This window comes from Pseudomonas sp. TE36184 (assembly GCF_054060055.1).
In genome coordinates this window covers 4,336,315-4,353,053 of record NZ_JBSSCU010000001.1, presented here as the reverse complement: position 1 = coordinate 4,353,053, position 16,739 = coordinate 4,336,315, and the positions used below count along the sequence as shown (strand labels likewise).

Annotated in this window: 15 protein-coding genes; 5 read left to right on the top strand and 10 right to left on the bottom strand. The window is 63.0% G+C overall.

From position 1 onward, the window contains the following. Positions 1-420 precede the first annotated feature (420 nt). From ACVWZP_RS19555 to ACVWZP_RS19540, 4 genes are all read left to right on the top strand, one after another. The gene (locus tag ACVWZP_RS19555; protein ID WP_256823168.1) at positions 421-1,524 is read left to right on the top strand and encodes an efflux RND transporter periplasmic adaptor subunit; all 1,104 of its coding nucleotides are present in this window, start codon (positions 421-423) and stop codon (positions 1,522-1,524) included. Then, positions 1,521-2,591: an efflux RND transporter periplasmic adaptor subunit gene (locus tag ACVWZP_RS19550; RefSeq protein WP_301555664.1), complete on the top strand. Its 1,071-nt coding sequence runs from the start codon at positions 1,521-1,523 to the stop codon at positions 2,589-2,591. Before ACVWZP_RS19555 ends, ACVWZP_RS19550 begins: the two co-directional genes overlap by 4 nt. Beyond that, positions 2,588-5,635 carry an efflux RND transporter permease subunit gene (locus tag ACVWZP_RS19545; RefSeq protein WP_457370067.1) on the top strand — a complete coding sequence of 1,016 codons (3,048 nt, stop codon included), beginning with the start codon at positions 2,588-2,590 and terminating at the stop codon, positions 5,633-5,635. The genes ACVWZP_RS19550 and ACVWZP_RS19545 overlap by 4 nt, the downstream gene beginning before the upstream one ends. A gap of 153 nt (positions 5,636-5,788) precedes the next feature. Beyond that, positions 5,789-7,105 carry an amidohydrolase family protein gene (locus tag ACVWZP_RS19540; RefSeq protein WP_256823171.1) on the top strand — a complete coding sequence of 439 codons (1,317 nt, stop codon included), beginning with the start codon at positions 5,789-5,791 and terminating at the stop codon, positions 7,103-7,105. Here the strand turns inward: ACVWZP_RS19540 and ACVWZP_RS19535 are convergent. Then, entirely contained in the window at positions 7,091-7,735 is a 645-nt protein-coding gene (locus tag ACVWZP_RS19535) for a class I SAM-dependent methyltransferase (protein ID WP_457370066.1), read from the bottom strand. The genes ACVWZP_RS19540 and ACVWZP_RS19535 overlap by 15 nt on opposite strands. A 415-nt stretch (positions 7,736-8,150) precedes the next feature. On the opposite strand from ACVWZP_RS19535, the gene ACVWZP_RS19530 reads away from it, so the two are divergent. Next, positions 8,151-8,279: a hypothetical protein gene (locus tag ACVWZP_RS19530; protein ID WP_288073940.1), complete on the top strand. Its 129-nt coding sequence runs from the start codon at positions 8,151-8,153 to the stop codon at positions 8,277-8,279. Positions 8,280-8,371: 92 nt separating this feature from the next. Here the strand turns inward: ACVWZP_RS19530 and ACVWZP_RS19525 are convergent, their stop codons facing one another. From ACVWZP_RS19525 to ACVWZP_RS19485, 9 genes are all read right to left on the bottom strand, one after another. Next, positions 8,372-8,569 (bottom strand): hypothetical protein, encoded by a 198-nt coding sequence (locus ACVWZP_RS19525; RefSeq protein ID WP_177030237.1) that lies wholly within the window; start codon positions 8,567-8,569, stop codon positions 8,372-8,374. A 194-nt stretch (positions 8,570-8,763) separates the two neighbouring features. Continuing rightward, the gene (locus ACVWZP_RS19520; RefSeq protein WP_457370065.1) at positions 8,764-8,961 is read right to left on the bottom strand and encodes a hypothetical protein; all 198 of its coding nucleotides are present in this window, start codon (positions 8,959-8,961) and stop codon (positions 8,764-8,766) included. Positions 8,962-9,060: 99 nt separating this feature from the next. Beyond that, positions 9,061-9,705, bottom strand: a complete 645-nt coding sequence (locus tag ACVWZP_RS19515) for a methionine ABC transporter permease (RefSeq protein WP_010214125.1) — start codon at positions 9,703-9,705, stop codon at positions 9,061-9,063. Then, positions 9,695-10,810: a methionine ABC transporter ATP-binding protein gene (locus ACVWZP_RS19510; protein WP_169863835.1), complete on the bottom strand. Its 1,116-nt coding sequence runs from the start codon at positions 10,808-10,810 to the stop codon at positions 9,695-9,697. Before ACVWZP_RS19510 ends, ACVWZP_RS19515 begins: the two co-directional genes overlap by 11 nt. Positions 10,811-10,812: 2 nt before the next feature. Beyond that, positions 10,813-11,622 carry a MetQ/NlpA family ABC transporter substrate-binding protein gene (locus tag ACVWZP_RS19505; RefSeq protein WP_256823175.1) on the bottom strand — a complete coding sequence of 270 codons (810 nt, stop codon included), beginning with the start codon at positions 11,620-11,622 and terminating at the stop codon, positions 10,813-10,815. A 110-nt stretch (positions 11,623-11,732) separates the two neighbouring features. Next, positions 11,733-13,094 (bottom strand): LLM class flavin-dependent oxidoreductase, encoded by a 1,362-nt coding sequence (locus ACVWZP_RS19500; protein ID WP_457370064.1) that lies wholly within the window; start codon positions 13,092-13,094, stop codon positions 11,733-11,735. After that, on the bottom strand, positions 13,095-14,288 hold the full coding sequence (locus ACVWZP_RS19495) for an SfnB family sulfur acquisition oxidoreductase (RefSeq protein ID WP_057005860.1): 1,194 nt from the start codon (positions 14,286-14,288) through the stop codon (positions 13,095-13,097). 41 nt (positions 14,289-14,329) lie between these two features. Further along, positions 14,330-15,571, bottom strand: coding sequence for an SfnB family sulfur acquisition oxidoreductase (locus tag ACVWZP_RS19490; protein ID WP_126587740.1), 1,242 nt, complete (start codon positions 15,569-15,571; stop codon positions 14,330-14,332). 198 nt (positions 15,572-15,769) lie between these two features. Further along, on the bottom strand, positions 15,770-16,534 hold the full coding sequence (locus ACVWZP_RS19485; protein WP_017848590.1) for a hypothetical protein: 765 nt from the start codon (positions 16,532-16,534) through the stop codon (positions 15,770-15,772). Positions 16,535-16,739: the final 205 nt, after the last annotated feature.

The window sequence follows — 16,739 nt, the reverse complement described above, 5'->3', positions numbered from 1 at the left end:
GGGGGCAAGCCCCCTCCCACATTTGATTTTTATCTTACAGTGGATTTTCAGCGTTTCACCGCACTCGGGCGTTGATCGCCCTGCGCAATGCCACCAACCATTTCACCAGCTCCTGCGGATCAATCGGTTTCGCTTCGTTCATTGTTCATTCCCTCGAATCACAGACCCCACAACCATAGCCGTCACTCGCCAACCCCGCGAATCTGGCAGCTATCGTGTTGGGCGATATCAATGTGATATTTCGGTATCAAAAATCGACGGTTTATGCCAATAAAGGCCGGGCTACCCGGCGTCTTGAGCGTGGGCATTCGTTTGGCTTCGGAACCATTGGCGTTGGGCGCCATCCATGCACATGGAACCCTGCTAAAAGGTCGTAGTCGCCTACACTCCGGCAAGTTGGCATCACGTAAAGGAGCCTGCATGGGCGGTCACCCTTCGACAGTTATTTTCGCACTTGGCCTGTTGGCGCTGCTGAGCGGCTGCGGCCAGGAAAAAGCCGAGCCCAAGCAGCATGCGCGGGTGTTCGTGCAGACCGTGCAGCCGACTGACTACGCAGTGGCCGTCACGCTGACCGGCGATATCCAGGCGCGGGTGCAAACCGATCTGTCCTTTCGCGTGGGGGGCAAGATCATTCAGCGCATGGTCGATGTGGGCGACCATGTCAGCGCCAAGCAAGTGCTGGCCAAGCTCGACCCCAAGGACTTGCAGAGCAATGTCGACTCCGCCCAGGCCCAGGTCGTGGCCGAGCAGGCGCGGGTCAAGCAGACCGCCGCCGCGTTCGTGCGCCAGGAAAAACTCCTGCCCAAGGGCTACACCAGCCGCAGCGAATACGACACCGCCCAGGCCGCGTTGCGCAGCAGCCAAAGCGCCCTGGCCGCCGCCCAGGCGCAACTGGCCAATGCCCGCGAGCAACTGGGCTACACCGCGCTGTTCGCCGAGGCCCCCGGGGTGATTACTGCGCGCCAGGCTGAAGTGGGCCAGGTGGTGCAGGCCACCGTGCCGATCTTCAGCCTGGCCCGCGAGGGCGAGCGCGACGCGGTATTCGACGTGTACGAGTCGTTGCTGGTGGAACCGCCGGCCGATGCGCCGATCACGGTGAGCCTGTTGGATAACCCCAGTATCAAGGTCCAGGGCCACGTCCGCGAAGTTACCCCGGCCGTCGCTGCCAATACCGGCACGGTGCAAGTCAAAATCGCTCTGGAGGCCCTGCCCGCGGGCATGCATCTGGGCTCGGTGGTCAGCGCTACCGCCAACGGCCCGGCCAAGCCCAGCATCGAGCTGCCATGGTCGGCGCTGACCAAAGACCTCAGCGACCCCGCCGTGTGGCTGGTGGATGGCGACGGCCTGGCGCAGCTGCGCAAGGTCAGTGTGGCGCGTTACCTCACCGGCAAGGTGATCATCAGTGACGGTCTGCAGGGCGGTGAAAAAGTCGTGGTGGCCGGCGGGCAATTGCTGCACCCCGGCATGCGCGTCGAAATCGCCCAGCCGCCCGACTCGGCCCAGGCCCAAGGAGTGCAACCATGATGCGCCTGACCGGCCTGCTCGCCGCCAGCCTATTGCTGCTGGCCTGCTCCAAGAACGACCCGCCACCCGAGCCCGTGCGCCCGGTGTTGTCCATGGAAGTGAAAGCCGAAGACCAGGAAACCCTCGGTCGTTTCGCCGGCACCATCCAGGCGCGCTACGAAAGCAACCTGGGGTTCCGCGTGCCCGGGCGCATTGCCCACCGCACCGTGGATGTCGGCGCCGAGGTGGAGAAGGGCGCGGTACTCGCCGTACTCGACCCCACCGACCAGCAGAACCAACTGCGCGCGGTCCAAGGCGACCTCGCCCGCGTGCAGGCGCAGTTCATCAACGCCCAGGCCAGCGCCCGTCGCCAGCAGGCGTTGTTCAACCGTGGCGTCGGCGCCCAGGCCCAGTTGGACGCAGCCCAGACCGACCTGAAAACCACCCAGGCCAGCCTCGACCAGGCGCAGGCCTCGGTCAACCAGGCCAAGGACCAGCTCAACTACGCCCGATTGCGTACCGACCATGGCGGCATCGTTACCGCCTGGAACGCCGAGGCCGGCCAGGTGGTCAGCGCGGGCCAGCAAGTGGTGACCCTGGCGCGCCCGGACATCAAGGAGGCGGTGATCGACCTGCCCGCCGGCCTCGCCGAGCGTCTGCCGCCTGATGTGGTGTTCCTCGTCGCCGGGCAACTCGACCCCAGCGTGAACACCACTGCCACCGTGCGCGAAATCGAACCCCAGGCCCAGAGCGCCACGCGCACCCGTCGCGCGCGCCTGACCCTGGCCGACACGCCGGCGGCTTTTCTGCTGGGTACGGCGATCAGCGTGACCTTGAGCTCGGCCATCCCACCGCGCATCGAACTGCCGTTGAGCGCCTTGCAGCAAATCGACGGCAAAACGCGGATCTGGCTGCTGGACACCCAAAGCCGGACCGTGCAGCCGCGTGAAGTCACGGTGCTCAGTCGTGACGCCGACAGCGTTTTGCTCAACGGCGGGGTCAAGCCCGGTGAGCGCATCATTGTCGCCGGTGTGAACAGCCTGCAACCGGGGCAAACAGTCAAGATCGACGAGGACAGCCCGCGATGAAAGGGAGCTTCAACTTATCCGAATGGGCCCTCAAGCATCAGTCCTTTATCTGGTACCTGATGTTCGTCGCGCTGCTGATGGGCGTGTTTTCCTACAAGAACCTGGGCCGCGAGGAAGACCCTTCGTTCACCATCAAAACCATGGTGATCCAGACCCGCTGGCCGGGCGCGACCCAGGAAGAAACGCTCAAACAGGTGACCGACCGCATCGAGAAAAAACTCGAAGAACTCGACGCCCTCGACTACGTGAACAGCTACACCCGGCCCGGTGAGTCCACGGTGTTCGTGTACCTCAAGGACACCACCAGCGCCAAGGCGATCCCCGAGATCTGGTACCAGGTGCGCAAGAAGATCGACGATATTCGCGGCAGCTTCCCCCAGGGCTTGCAGGGGCCGTCGTTCAACGATGAGTTCGGTGACGTGTTCGGCTCGGTGTACGCCTTTACCAGCGACGGCCTGTCGATGCGCCAGCTGCGCGACTACGTGGAGCAGGCGCGCGCCGAGATCCGTGCGGTGCCGGGCCTGGGCAAGGTCGAGCTGATCGGCCAGCAGGACGAAGTGATTTACCTGAATTTCTCCACGCGCAAACTCGCGGCCCTGGGGATCGACCAACGCCAGGTGGTGCAGAGCCTGCAGGCGCAGAACGCAGTGACCCCGGCCGGGGTGATCGAAGCCGGGCCGGAGCGCATTTCCGTGCGGACGTCCGGGCAGTTCGCCTCGGAAAAAGACCTGGCCAACGTCAACCTGCGCCTCAACGACCGCTTCTATCGCCTGGCGGACGTCGCCGACATCAGCCGCGGCTACGTTGACCCGGCGACGCCAATGTTCCGTTTCAACGGCAAGCCGGCGATCGGTTTGGCGATCGCGATGCAGAAGGGCGGCAATATCCAGTCGTTCGGCGAGGCCCTGCACACGCGCATGGACGAACTGACCGCCGACCTGCCGGTGGGGGTCGGCGTCTACAAGGTCTCCGACCAGGCGGAAGTGGTGCAAGAGGCCGTCGGCGGCTTCACCAGCGCGCTGTTCGAAGCGGTGATCATCGTGCTGGTGGTGAGCTTTATCAGCCTCGGCCTGCGTGCCGGGCTGGTGGTGGCGTGCTCGATCCCGCTGGTGCTGGCGCTGGTGTTCGTGTTCATGGAATACACCGGCATCACCATGCAGCGCGTGTCCCTGGGGGCGCTGATCATCGCGCTCGGCTTGCTGGTGGACGACGCGATGATCACCGTGGAGATGATGATCACGCGCCTGGAAAAAGGCGAAACCAAGGCGCAGGCGGCGACCTACGCCTACACCTCCACCGCGTTCCCGATGCTCACCGGCACCCTGGTGACCGTGGCCGGGTTTGTGCCGATCGGCCTCAACGCCAGTTCGGCGGGCGAGTACACCTTCACCCTGTTCGCGGTGATTGCCGTGGCGATGTTGGTGTCGTGGGTGGTGGCGGTGCTGTTTGCGCCGGTGATCGGCGTGCATATCCTCAGCGCCAACGTGAAACCCCACAGTGCCGAACCGGGGCGCATCGGCCGCGCTTTCAATGGCGGCATGCTGTGGGCCATGCGCAACCGCTGGTGGGCCATCGGCATCACCGTGGCGCTGTTCGCGGCGTCGGTGTTTTCCATGCAGTTTGTGCAGAACCAGTTCTTCCCGTCGTCGGACCGTCCGGAGATCCTCGTCGACCTCAACCTGCCGCAAAACGCTTCGATCAACGAAACCCGCAAAGCCGTCGACCGCCTCGAAGCGATCATCAAGGACGACCCGGATATCGAGCGCTGGAGCACTTACATCGGCCAGGGCGCGATCCGTTTCTACCTGCCTCTCGACCAACAACTGGAAAACCCCTACTACGCGCAGTTGGTAATCGTCAGCAAGGGCCTGAAGGCGCGCGGCGAGTTGATCGCGCGCCTGCAAAAACGCCTGCGTGAGGATTTCGTCGGCGTCGGCAGCTTTGTGCAGCCGCTGGAGATGGGCCCGCCGGTGGGGCGGCCGATCCAGTACCGCGTTTCCGGCAAAGACACTGACCAGGTGCGCAAGCACGCCATCGAACTGGCGACCTTGCTGGACAAGAACCGCCACCTGGGCGAGATCATTTACGACTGGAACGAACCGGGCAAAGTCCTGCGCATCGAGATTGCCCAGGACAAGGCGCGGCAGTTGGGCTTGTCTTCCGAAGACGTGGCGCAGTTGATGAACAGCGTGGTCAGCGGCGCGTCGGTGACTCAGGTGCATGACGATATCTACCTGATCGACGTGGTCGGCCGCGCCGAAGATGCCGAGCGCGGCACGCCGGAAACCTTGCAGAACCTGCAGATCGTCACGCCCAACGGCGTCTCGATTCCGCTGCTGGCTTTCGCCACTGTGCGTTATGAGCTGGAGCAGCCGCTGGTGTGGCGCCGCGACCGCAAGCCGACCATCACCCTCAAGGTGGCGGTGCGCGACGCGATGCAGCCGACCGATCTGGTCAAACAGCTCAAGCCCGAGATCGATGCGTTCAACGCCGGCCTGCCGGTGGGCTACAAGGTCGCCACCGGCGGCACCGTGGAAGAAAGCAGCAAGGCCCAGGGCCCGATTGCCAGCGTGGTGCCGTTGATGCTGTTTTTGATGGCGACCTTCCTGATGATCCAACTGCACAGTGTGCAGAAGATGTTCCTGGTGGCCAGCGTCGCGCCGCTGGGGCTGATCGGCGTGGTGCTGGCGCTGGTCCCCACCGGCACGCCCATGGGCTTCGTGGCGATCCTTGGCATTCTGGCGCTGATCGGCATCATCATCCGCAACTCGGTGATCCTGGTGACGCAAATCGAGGAATATGAACTGGCCGGCTACACGCCGTGGGATGCGGTGGTGCAAGCCACCGAACACCGGCGCCGGCCGATCCTGCTGACGGCGGCTGCGGCGAGCCTGGGCATGATCCCGATTGCGCGGGAAGTGTTCTGGGGGCCGATGGCCTACGCGATGATCGGCGGGATCATCATTGCCACGCTGCTGACGCTGTTGTTCCTGCCGGCGCTGTATGTGGCCTGGTACAAGATTCGCGAGCCGAAGAGCGAATAACGCGCCTCACAAGAACGCTCGCGCTCAGCTAGGATTCACCGTGCCACCCTTGTCGGATACAGCATTACCGCGTTTTAAAGGAAGGCGGAACACTCATGCAGTATGCGTCGACACTCATGGCTTGGAGTGTCGACCACGACAGGAGAGAGCGCTATGTTTCTCAGATCTGCGGTACTTGCCCTGAGTCTACTGATTGTCATCGCGTGTCAGCATCAGCCTCGACAAAGTGACCCACGGTTGCTGGTCGAAAACGCTTATATCCTCACCCTTGAACAGGGCCAGCGCGAACCGGTGAAGGGCTATTTGCTGGTTGACCACAAGGGTGTCATCAGTGAGTTGGCCGCTGGCAAACCGCCTGTTGGCCTGGTGGTACAACGCAGGCTCGATGCACAGGGGCAGTGGTTGTTGCCGGGATTTGTGTCGGCCCATAGTCACCTGTGGCAAAGCGGATTCTACGGTATTGCCGCCAACGATAATCTTGAAGGCTGGATTGACCGGCTCTATGGCGTGGAGGCGCCAAAGTTGGACGCTGCGCAGCTTTACCAGTTGACCCGGCGCGGTGCCACACAGCACCTGCAGAACGGTATAACCAGCGTGTTCAATTTCACCTACACCGGCGCCGATCGCAGCGGCGAAGTCGATCGCCAGCAATTACGCGGCGCGCTGGATGCCGGCTTACGCGTGGTGCATGGCCTCAATGTGCGTACAGTCAATGAAAGCTGGACGCCGGCAATGGCGCGTGAGCGCACGGCGGCCTTTCTGACGTGGGCCAGTGCTCAACCCGAGTCGGGGCGTTACCTGGGCACGATGTTGGCGGGCGCCGCCGGATATGTCAGCGCGACGCCGGGTCAGGCACAGGTCGAGGGCGACTTGATGCGTGAGTTTTTCCTGGGCAACCAGCAGCATTACCTGGAGTCTGTGGTGGACTCAGCGGGAGAGCGCGCCCGCTATCCGTTGCTCGAGCAGGCCGGTATCGCCGGGCCGCACTTGATCTTCGGTCATTTCATTCATTCCACGCCCGAACTGACCGCCATGGCGGTGCGGGCGGGGGTGGGTATGACCTGGAATCCAATGTCCAATGGGCGGCTGGGATCGGGAATGGCGGATGTGTTGGCCTATCGCGCGGCGGGCATGAAAGTCGGCATGGGCGTGGATGGCGAGGCCAGCGCCGACCGGGCCGACCCGTTTGAAAACATGCGTATGGGCTTGTATCAAGTGCGCGCCAGGCAACAACGTGCGGCGGCGATGCAAGCCTATGAAGTGCTGCGCTTGCACACCCTGGGCAGTGCCGAGGTGCTCGGTATTGATTCGCAGGTGGGGAGTCTCAAGGTGGGCAAGCGTGCAGACATGCTCCTGTTGGACCCACGGGCTTTCACGCCCTGGCAGGAACCTTACGCCGCGCTGGTGTTTGCCGCGGGCGTGAAGGATATCCGGGAAGTATTCGTGGATGGCGTGTCATTGGCCCGATGAAGCGGCCGGCTTGCGCCACACGCTGGCCAGCCAGGGTTGCTGTTCCCGGGGCAGGCCGGCGGGGCGATAGTAATGCTCCAACTCCACAAACCCGGCGGCAGTCAGCAGGGCTTGCCAGGCCGTGAGGTCGTGATAGGCACCGTAGCGCGGCCCATTCCAGCCTTCGCGGTTGTCACCGCGTGGATTGGAACTGAACAACACCCCGCCCGGTTTCAGCGCGCCATGCAGTTGCTTGAGCACACGCGGCAGTTCCTGCTTGGGAATGTGAAACAGCACCGCATTGGCAAAGATCCCGTCGAAGCGTGCGTTGGGTAGGTCCAGCTTCAGGAAGTCCTGCTGCAGCACCTCGCAGCCGCTGTCTTCGCGCGCCATCTGCGCAAAGCGCTCGGAGCCGTCGAGGCCCACGGCGATGTGGCCCATGCGCGTAAAGGTCTGCAAATCCCGCCCCGGCCCGCAGCCGAAGTCCAGCACGGTAAACGGCGCCGCGCCCTGGATATGCCGCAGCAGCGCGTCGATGTTCTGGCTCACATCGTGATCGCGGGTGCCTTCACGGAAGTCCTCGGCCACGCTGTTGTAGTGGTCGAGGGTAGTGACGGTGATCTGGTTGAGGTCGTCGGGGGCGAGTTTCATGGGGAGGCGCTTTGGAGGTGAAGTGCTGACTATATCCCATGTCCAGTTGACTGCCCCCTGAGACGGCTCTTCATTTGATGACTGCGCTTGAATTAATCAGTGAAATTTACGGAGTAGTACGACTCATTGGATAGGATTTGTAGACTCCGTAAAGAGGACATCAAGATGTAACTGTATTTGGGTTGGGGGATGTTGTTAACGATAGTTGTTGAATTTTGCCGGTGAAGCGGAGTTGCCGCTGCATCGCCAAGCGTGACGGCGGCCAGCGCCAACACCAGCGTCGCGCACCTGGCGCAGGTGGTTGTGGTTATAGTGGACATGGTATTCGCTCCTTGATTCGTCGCAGACGGTGTCGAGCCGATTAAAGCTGCATAAACCCCCTCCAACAACTGTCAACCTTGACAGGTCCAAACGAGTGCTCAGCGCGCCAACCGATCCCTACCCAACGATGGCCTACGCGATGATTGACGGGGTCATCATCGCCATGCTGCTGACGCTGCATGTGGCTTGGTACAAGATTCGCGAACCGAAGCAGGGCAGTTGAAAATGTGGGAGGGGGCTTGTATTACCAGGCCGTGACCGTCGAGGCCCGTGGCGATATGGTTCATGCGCGTAAAGGCGTGCCCTGAAGTAACGTCAGTATTGGACAAGCGATCTATAGAAAGTGCTAGCTTTCCAGTTAAAGATCGCTCCTTTGTTGAATGCGAAGGAGTTGTTAACGGTAGTTGTTGAATATTGCCCGTGAAGCGGAGTTGCCGCTGCATCGCCAAGCGTGACGGCAGCCAGCGCCAACACCAGCGTCGCGCACCTGGCGCAGGTGGTTATAGTAGACATGGTATTCGCTCCCTGATTCGTCGCAGACGGTGTCGAGCCGATTAAAGCTGCATAACCCCCCTCCAGCAACTGTCGACCTTGACAGGTCCAAACGAGTGCTCAGCGCGTGTTCAGCCCCCGCGCTTTGTGAATTAATCACAGTGATGAGTAAGGGTGAGGGTGGAAGTCCACTCACACTACATGTCAGTCAGTGTCTATTTGTATTGGAGCTTCTGTGTAAACACATTATTACTCCAGTTAAAGATCCCTCCTTTGTTGAACGTGAAGGAGTTGTTAACGGTAGTTGTTGAATATTGCCCGTGAAGCGGAATTGCCGCTGCATCGCCAAGCGTGACGGCGGCCAGTGCCAACACCAGCGTGACGCACCTGGCGCAGGTGGTTATAGTGGACATGGTATTCGCTCCCTGATCCGTCGCAGACAGTGTCGAGCCGATTAAACCCGCGTAAACCCCCTCCAACAACTGTCAACCTTGACAGGTACAAACGAGTGCTCAGCGCTTGTTCAGCCCCCGCGCCAAGCGGTCTCCGCCCAGCTGAATCACCGCCACCAGCAGCACCAGCAGCACAATCACCGTGAGCATGATCTGCGTATCAAAGCGCTGATAACCATAGCGGTAGGCAATATCCCCCAACCCACCTGCACCAATCGCCCCAGCCATGGCTGACGAGTTGATCATGGTCACCAGGGTGATGGTGAACCCGCCGACGATCCCCGGTAGCGCTTCGGGCAACAGTACGTGCCAGATGATGTGCCAGCGCCGGCAGCCCATGGCTTGTGCGGCTTCGATCAAGCCGTGGTCGACTTCGCGCAGGCTCACTTCGGCGATGCGCGCAAAGAACGGCGTCGCGGCGATGGTCAGCGGCACTACCGCCGCCCACACGCCGTAGGTGGTGCCGACGATCAGCCGGGTGAACGGGATCAGCGCCACCATCAGGATCAGAAACGGAATCGAGCGGAACAGATTGACGAACGCCCCCAGCACCCGGTTCAGCGCCGGAGCCTGGTAGATGCCGCCCTTGTCGCTGGTGACCAGGAACACCGCCAGCGGAATCCCCACCAGCAACGCGATCAGCGACGACACGCCGACCATCAACAGCGTGTCAATGGCGCCCTGCACTAAACGATCAAACCACATAACCCAACACCTCCACCTGTTGTGCCCAATGCCCGGCGCGGCTGCGCAGTGTGTCGGGGTCATGGGGCGAGCCATTCACCGCCAGCAGCAATTGCCCCAGGGCATGCCCCTGAATCCGTTCCACGCCGCCTTGCAGCAAGCGCACGCGCCCGCCGAGGGCGCCGAACAGCGCGGCCAGGTCGGGTTCATCGGTGGCGCTGCCGGTGAACTGCAAGCGCAGTACCAGCGCGGCGTCAGCCGAGGCCGGCGTGGGTTGCAGGCGGCTTTGCAGTTCTTCCGCCAGGCCGTGTTGCAGCGGCGCCAGCAGGGTTCGGCTGACCTCGTGCCGCGGGTTGCCGAATACTTCCCACACCGGGCCTTGCTCGACGATGCGCCCGTGTTCGAGCACCACCACGCGGTCGCAGATCTCGCGAATCACCGCCATCTCATGGGTGATCAACACGATGGTCAGGCCCAGCCGTTGGTTGATCTCGCGCAGCAGGCCGAGGATCGATTGGGTGGTCTCCGGGTCGAGGGCCGAGGTGGCCTCGTCGCACAGCAGAATCTCTGGGTCGTGGACCAGCGAACGGGCGATGCCCACGCGCTGTTTCTGCCCGCCGGAGAGTTGCGCCGGGTAGGCCTTGTGCTTGTCCTTCAGGCCCACCAGCTCCAGCAGTTCACGCACTTTCTGCTCGCGCTGCAACTTGGGGACGCCTGCGACTTTGAGCGGCAACTCGACGTTCTGCCACACGGTCTTGGCCGACATCAGGTTGAAGTGCTGGAAGATCATGCCGATGCGCCGCCGCAGCGCCACCAGGCGGTCTTCGTCGAACGCGCCGATGTCGACCTGATCGATCAGCACGCGCCCGCTGCTGGGTTGTTCCAGGCGGTTGATGGTGCGGATCAGCGACGACTTGCCGGCGCCGCTGCGGCCGATGATGCCGAACACTTCGCCGCGCTGGATGGCCAGGTCGATGCCTTGCAGCGCGTGTACCGTGCCGTCATAGGTCTTGCCCAGGTTGATAAAACGCACATGGGCGCGGTTGAGGTGCGGATGCAGTTCAGTCTGCTCGGCGTTCCTGGGTGGTGTGCCCAGGTCGCGCAGTTGGATGTTGGCGGCCGTCATGTTCAACCTTCCCAGCCGACTTGGTAGAGCTTGCCGAGGGATTTATCCAGGGCGGCGCGCACCACCGGCGAGTGCTGGTAGAGGTCGACGAACTTGATCACCCGCGGGTCGGTTTTGGCTTTCGGCTGGATCACGAACTGGATCACGTATTCCGGGTGGTCGAGGCCGTCGAACAGCAGCGCCGACTCGGCATCGAAGGTCTTGGACAGGCGGATATACGCCGGATAACCCTGCACCAGATCCGCATCGTCATAGGCGCGCACCAACTGCACGGCCTCGACTTGCAGGATCTTGAGCTGCTTCGGGTTGGCGATGATGTCTTCTTCGGTGGCCTTGTAACCCACGCCCGGCTTGAGCGTGATCAGCCCCGCCTTGGCCAGCAGTTGCAGGCCGCGCCCGCTGTTGATCGGGTCGTTGGCAATCGCCACACTGGCGCCTTGGGGCAGGTCGTTGAAGCTTTTGTATTTTTTCGAGTACAGCCCGACGTTGTTGATGATGCCCGGCGCATACGGCACCAGATCAAACCCGGCGGCGGCCTTGGCGTTTTCCAGGAAGGGGATGTGCTGGAAGTAGTTCACGTCGATATCGCCGGCGGCCAGGCTGACGTTGGGCGCGATCCAGTCGGTGAACTCCACCAGCTCGACGTTCAAGCCTTGCTTGCCGGCCTCGGCCACGGCGGCTTCCAGGGGAATTGCGAAGGCCGCGGTGGTGCCGACTTTCAGCGGCGTGTCGGCGGCGAACAGCGTCGAACTGAACAACCCGAAGGCCAGGGCCAGGGCTTTGACTGGGTGGGACAACAGGGTCTTTTTCATAGGTAGTTTCCAATGTGTAGGAGCGAGCTTGCTCGCGAAAAACTTGAGGGCGCTGCGGGGTATCAGGGGCCCCGCGTTATCGTTGACGATCTTCGCGAGCGAGCTCGCTCCTACAGGGGGCCGTGGCGGTAGGTGGAGCCGGTGTGTTGTTCGGGTAAGCGGGCGCCGCCGTGGAAGACTTTTTCCCGCAGCGTTCCGGTGTCGTAAGCGGTCTTGTACGACCCACGCCGCTGCAACTCCGGCACCACCAGGTCGATGAAGTCCACATAGCTTTCCGGGGTGACGATGCGTGTGAGGTTGAAGCCATCCAGCCCGGTTTCAGCGACCCAGGATTCCAGCTCGTCCGCCACTTGCTCGGGCGAACCGACCACGGTGATATAGCGCCCGCCGAGGGCGTGCTGCTCGAGCAATTTGCGGCGGGTCCAATCGTTGTTCTGCAGGTGCTGGGTGGCGGACTGGATCGCGTTGCTCTTCACGTACTGGATCGGTTCGTCGAGGGCGTACTGGGAAAAATCGATCGCCGTGGACGCCGAAAAATGCGCCACTCCGGCTTCCGCGCTGGCATAGCTCAGGTACTCGGCATGCTTGGCCCAGGCCAGTTCCTCAGTGGCGCCAACGATCACGTTGAGGCCCATGAACACCTTGATGTCGTGCGGGTTGCGCCCGGCCGCCACGGCGCTGGCGCGCACCTTGTCCACCTGGAGCCGGGTGCTGGCCTTGTCCCGCCCGCTGATGAACACGCACTCGGCATGCCGCCCGGCGAACACCAGGCCACGCGCCGAAGTGCCAGCCTGGAACAGCAGCGGTGTGCGTTGCGGCGACGGTTCGCACAGGTGATAACCCTCCACCTGGTAGAACTCACCGTGGTGCTCTACTTTGTGCACCTTGCCCGGCTGCGCATACACCCGCGCCTGCGGATCGTTGAGCACGGCGTCGTCTTCCCAACTGCCTTCCCAGAGCTTGTAGAGCACCTGCAGATACTCATCGGCCTGGTCGTAGCGTCGGTCATGTTCGACCTGTTCGGTCAGGCCCATGGCCTTGGCGGCGCTGTCGAGGTAGCCGGTGACGATGTTCCAGCCGACCCGACCACGGCTCAGGTGGTCGAGGGTGGACATGCGCCGGGCGAACAGATACGGCGGCTCGTAGGTCAGGTTGGCGGTCAGGCCGAAACCGAGGTGTTGGGTCACGGCGGCCATGGCCGAGAGCAGCAGCAACGGGTCGTTGACCGGTAGTTGGATCGACTCTTTGAGCGGCACGTCGATGGCGTCCTGGTACACGTCGTAGACGCCGACGATATCGGCAATGAACAACCCGTCGAACAGCCCGCGCTCCAGGGTTCGCGCCAGGTCGGTCCAATACTCGAGGGTTTTGTACTGGGTGGACGTGTCCCGCGGGTGCGTCCACAAGCCGTGATTGATATGCCCGATGCAGTTCATGTTGAAGGAATTGAGCAGGATTTTTTTCTTCGCCATTCAGATGGTCCCCCGCAGTGGCGGTTTTTCATCGTTGAGGTAGTAATTACCCACCGCGTGGTACTTCCAGCGCACCGGGTCGTGCAGGGTATGCACGCGGGCGTTGCGCCAGTGGCGATCGAGGCCGTGCTCGGCCAGGGTCGCCTGGCTGCCGGCCAGTTCGAACAGGGTGCTGCCGGCCGCCAGGGAAATTTCGGTACTCAGGGCGCGTGCTTCGGCGACCGCGATCGAGGCGGCGGCCACGGTCTCGGCGTGGCTGTCGGCCTGGGCGCGGTCGAGAAACTCGCCCGCGCGCTCCAGCAAGGCTTCGGCGGCGTGCAGGCGAATGCTCAAGTGGCCGAAGCTCTTCAGCGTCAGTGGGTCTTCGCTGGCCTTGTCGCTGCCGGAGTCGATCCACGGGCGGGTCTTGGTGCGTACAAAGTGCAGCGCGTCCTCGAAGGCGGCGCGGGCGATGCCGGTGTCGATGGCGGCGTGGAGGATCTGCGCCAGCGGGCCGACGGTGGTCGGGCGTTCGAAGGCGCTCTGGAACGGGAGCACGTCGTGCGCTGCGACCCGCACGTTGTCGAACACCACCGAACCGCTGCCGGTGGTGCGCTGGCCGAAGCCGCTCCAGTCGTCGATCACCGTCAGGCCCGCGCTGTCGCGGGGCACGAAGGCCAGGTGCTGGATGCCGTTCTCGTCCACCACGGAGGTCGGGATGCGTTGCGCGTAGATCGCGCCGGTGGCGTAGAACTTGCGGCCATTGATCCGAAAACCGTCGCCGTCGCGGGTGAGGCGGGTCACGCGGTCGTGGGCGGTCTTGGTGCCCAGTTCCGCCAGGGCGTTGCCGAAGCGCTGGCCGGCCAACACCTCGGCGTACAGGCGTTGTTGCTGCGCGGGGCTGCCGTTCACGCGCAGCACTTCGAGGGCGTAGAAATGGTTTTGCGGGATCTGGCCCAGCGAGGCGTCGGCCTGGGCGATCAGCGCGATGACCTTGGCCAGGGTGACGTTGGACACGCCAGCGCCGCCATAGGCTTTCGGCACGCTGATGCCCCACAGGCCGGAGCGCGAAAATACGTCCAGTTCGGGCAGCGGCAGGCGGCGCTCGCGGTCGCGCTGGGCGCTGTCGCGGCGCAGGTCTTCAGCCAGGTCGCTGGCGACAATCAGGGCTTGTTCGTCGCTGGTGATGAGCGCGACGTGGGTAGATAAAGTCATCGGTGTTCTCCAGAAGCGCGTGGAAAAAGTGTTCTGGGCGGTTAGATCCAGGAGTGACGAGCCGGCAATGTGCCGTTCAGGCGATAAGCGCCCACCGCGTGATACTTCCAGCGCACCGGGTCGTGCAGGGTGTGGACCCGGGCATTGCGCCAGTGGCGGTCGAGGTTGAATTCGGCGAGGGTGGCGCGGCTGCCGGCCAGTTCGAAGAGTTTTTCGCTGGCCAGCAGCGACACTTCGGTGGTCAACACCTTGGCCTCGGCCACGGCAATCGAGGCGCGTGCGGCGGACTGCGCGGTGATCGGCGCGGCGCTGACCTGGTCCAGCACCTGGCCGGCCTTGCGCAGCAGGGCTTCGGCGGCGTGCAGTTCGATCTTCAATTTGCCGATGTCGGCGATCACATACAGGTCATCGCTGGCGCGTTCGACCTTGGCGTCGATCCACGGGCGTGAGCGCTCGCGGACGAACGCAATGGCGTCATCCAGCGCGCCACGGGCAATGCCGGCGTCGATGGCTGCCTGGATCAATTGCGAGACCGCGCCCTGGATATTCGGGCTTTGGCCAAGGCGCCAGTTTTCGACCACCAGCTCTGCGTCCACCGGCACCCGGTCGAGCAGCACGGTGCCGCTGGCGGTGGTGCGTTGGCCGAAGCCGGACCAGTCGTCGACGATGCGCAGTCCTTGCGTGCCACGGCGCACAAATGCCATGACCTGCTTGCCGTCGTCGTTCAGCGCTTTCACCGCGACCCAATGGGCGAACAGGGCGCCGGTGGAGTAGAACTTCTGGCCGCTGATCACATAACCGTCGCCTTCGGCGCTGATCCGCGCCTTGAGCTCCAGGGTGTTTTTGGTGCCGCGCTCCGGGCCGCCGTTACCGATGCGCCAGCCGTCGAGCACGCTCTGGAACAGCTGTTTTTTCTGGCGCTCGGTGGCCGCGCCCTGCAGCAGGTGCAGGATGCCGAAATGGTTTTGCGGGATCTGCCCGAGGGCCGGGTCGGCCGCGCTGATGATCGCGAAGACTTCGGCCAGGGTGGTGAACGACACCTGCGGGCCGCCGTACTCGCGGGGAATGGAAATACTGCCCAGCCCACTGCGGGTGAATTGCTCGATCTGCGCCCAGGGCAGCTTGCGCTGCTGGTCGCGCTTGGCGGCCTGTACGCGCGCGGCCTGGGCCAACTCATGGGCCGCGCTCAGCGCTTGGGCATCGTTGCGCAGCACAACGGCCGGCAACAGCAGGGGGGCGACGTCCAGATCACTCTGGGGGGGTGTTAGAGCCAAGTTAGACATCAGCGCCGCTCCTTGGCTGCACGTAATGCCCTGGCGTTCTGCACCGGGGTAATTCTGACCATACCGACCTCGCATTCAATGAAATGGAAACAAAACAATCAGGAATGTCCGGTGGTCCGGTTTATATACCCTAAACGTGTTAAATATTTAAATAAACTAACTTTTAGGAATATGCATAGAAGGGCCGTTACCCACGCTTCAGGGGCGACGCGGTTGATAGATCTGCGCGGCGCTGGAAGGGCGCTTCGGCGTCGCCGGCACATAGGCGGCGATGCGCAGTGTGCGGGCCGGCGCCCAGCGTGAGTTATTGCCCACCCGATCGAGAATGCAGTACGTGACGTCCAGCCGGCTGTCGTCGCCGGCTTCGATGATGATCGCCGACGGCACCCACACCTGCACCGCGATGCCGACGGCTCGGGCCTGGATTTTCGGCAGGTCCAGGCGCGCATCCCCCCAGCGCAGGGTGATGGCGTCGCCGCGGGTCATGTTCAGGTAGGGTTCGATGGTCAGCGGAATACCGCGCCGCACCTGGCTGCTGTTGACGCCGTAGCGACGAATCATGTCGGGCAGGCCCACAGGGGCGAGGTTCTGGTTTTCGTCGCTGTACAGCGCGCTCGGTTGGCCGCCCGGGTAGTTGGTCTTGACCTGCACCGTGGTCACCGCTGAGCGTGCGGGGCCGTGGCCGATCTGCATGACCTGGTAGTGAACCCGCGCATGGCCGTCCTGCACAAAGCTTTCCGGCACCCGCAGTTGGGTGGCGGTGCCGACCTTGCACGCGGTGATACGCCGCGAGTCGGCAAAGCAGTTGTTCCAGAACAGCTCGATCAGGTCACCCTCATCCATGCCGGGGTAGGGCGCGATGTCGACTTGCAGCTGTGTGGCGGCCAGGGCGTTGATGCCGTTGCCAAGTGCCTGGGGCAGGGTCGGGGCAGTGAGCAGGGCCGGGGTTGCGGTGCGCGTCATAGTAATCTCCTTGATGCAGCCAGCAGCAATCGTTCCGGACCCTTGGCGCGGGAACGCGACGGGGGCCGAAAGGAACGATTCAGTGAAAAGCCGGGATAGGATCCAATCCTCTGGGCGCTAGATAAGAGCGTTGGCCGGAGGGCGTCAATGGCGGCAAAAGGCTAAACGGCGGGTTTGGGAAGATTCAGAACGGTCTGACTGGGCG

Excerpts from the sequence above, each read along its gene's own strand:
- ACVWZP_RS19555 (WP_256823168.1), top strand. The coding sequence starts at position 421 with ATGGGCGGTCACCCTTCGACAGTTATTTTCGCACTTGGCCTGTTGGCG.
- ACVWZP_RS19550 (WP_301555664.1), top strand. The coding sequence starts at position 1,521 with ATGATGCGCCTGACCGGCCTGCTCGCCGCCAGCCTATTGCTGCTGGCC.
- ACVWZP_RS19545 (WP_457370067.1), top strand. The coding sequence starts at position 2,588 with ATGAAAGGGAGCTTCAACTTATCCGAATGGGCCCTCAAGCATCAGTCC.
- ACVWZP_RS19540 (WP_256823171.1), top strand. The coding sequence starts at position 5,789 with ATGTTTCTCAGATCTGCGGTACTTGCCCTGAGTCTACTGATTGTCATC.
- ACVWZP_RS19535 (WP_457370066.1), bottom strand. The coding sequence starts at position 7,735 with ATGAAACTCGCCCCCGACGACCTCAACCAGATCACCGTCACTACCCTC.
- ACVWZP_RS19525 (WP_177030237.1), bottom strand. The coding sequence starts at position 8,569 with ATGTCTACTATAACCACCTGCGCCAGGTGCGCGACGCTGGTGTTGGCG.
- ACVWZP_RS19520 (WP_457370065.1), bottom strand. The coding sequence starts at position 8,961 with ATGTCCACTATAACCACCTGCGCCAGGTGCGTCACGCTGGTGTTGGCA.
- ACVWZP_RS19515 (WP_010214125.1), bottom strand. The coding sequence starts at position 9,705 with ATGTGGTTTGATCGTTTAGTGCAGGGCGCCATTGACACGCTGTTGATG.
- ACVWZP_RS19510 (WP_169863835.1), bottom strand. The coding sequence starts at position 10,810 with ATGACGGCCGCCAACATCCAACTGCGCGACCTGGGCACACCACCCAGG.
- ACVWZP_RS19505 (WP_256823175.1), bottom strand. The coding sequence starts at position 11,622 with ATGAAAAAGACCCTGTTGTCCCACCCAGTCAAAGCCCTGGCCCTGGCC.
- ACVWZP_RS19500 (WP_457370064.1), bottom strand. The coding sequence starts at position 13,094 with ATGGCGAAGAAAAAAATCCTGCTCAATTCCTTCAACATGAACTGCATC.
- ACVWZP_RS19495 (WP_057005860.1), bottom strand. The coding sequence starts at position 14,288 with ATGACTTTATCTACCCACGTCGCGCTCATCACCAGCGACGAACAAGCC.
- ACVWZP_RS19490 (WP_126587740.1), bottom strand. The coding sequence starts at position 15,571 with ATGTCTAACTTGGCTCTAACACCCCCCCAGAGTGATCTGGACGTCGCC.
- ACVWZP_RS19485 (WP_017848590.1), bottom strand. The coding sequence starts at position 16,534 with ATGACGCGCACCGCAACCCCGGCCCTGCTCACTGCCCCGACCCTGCCC.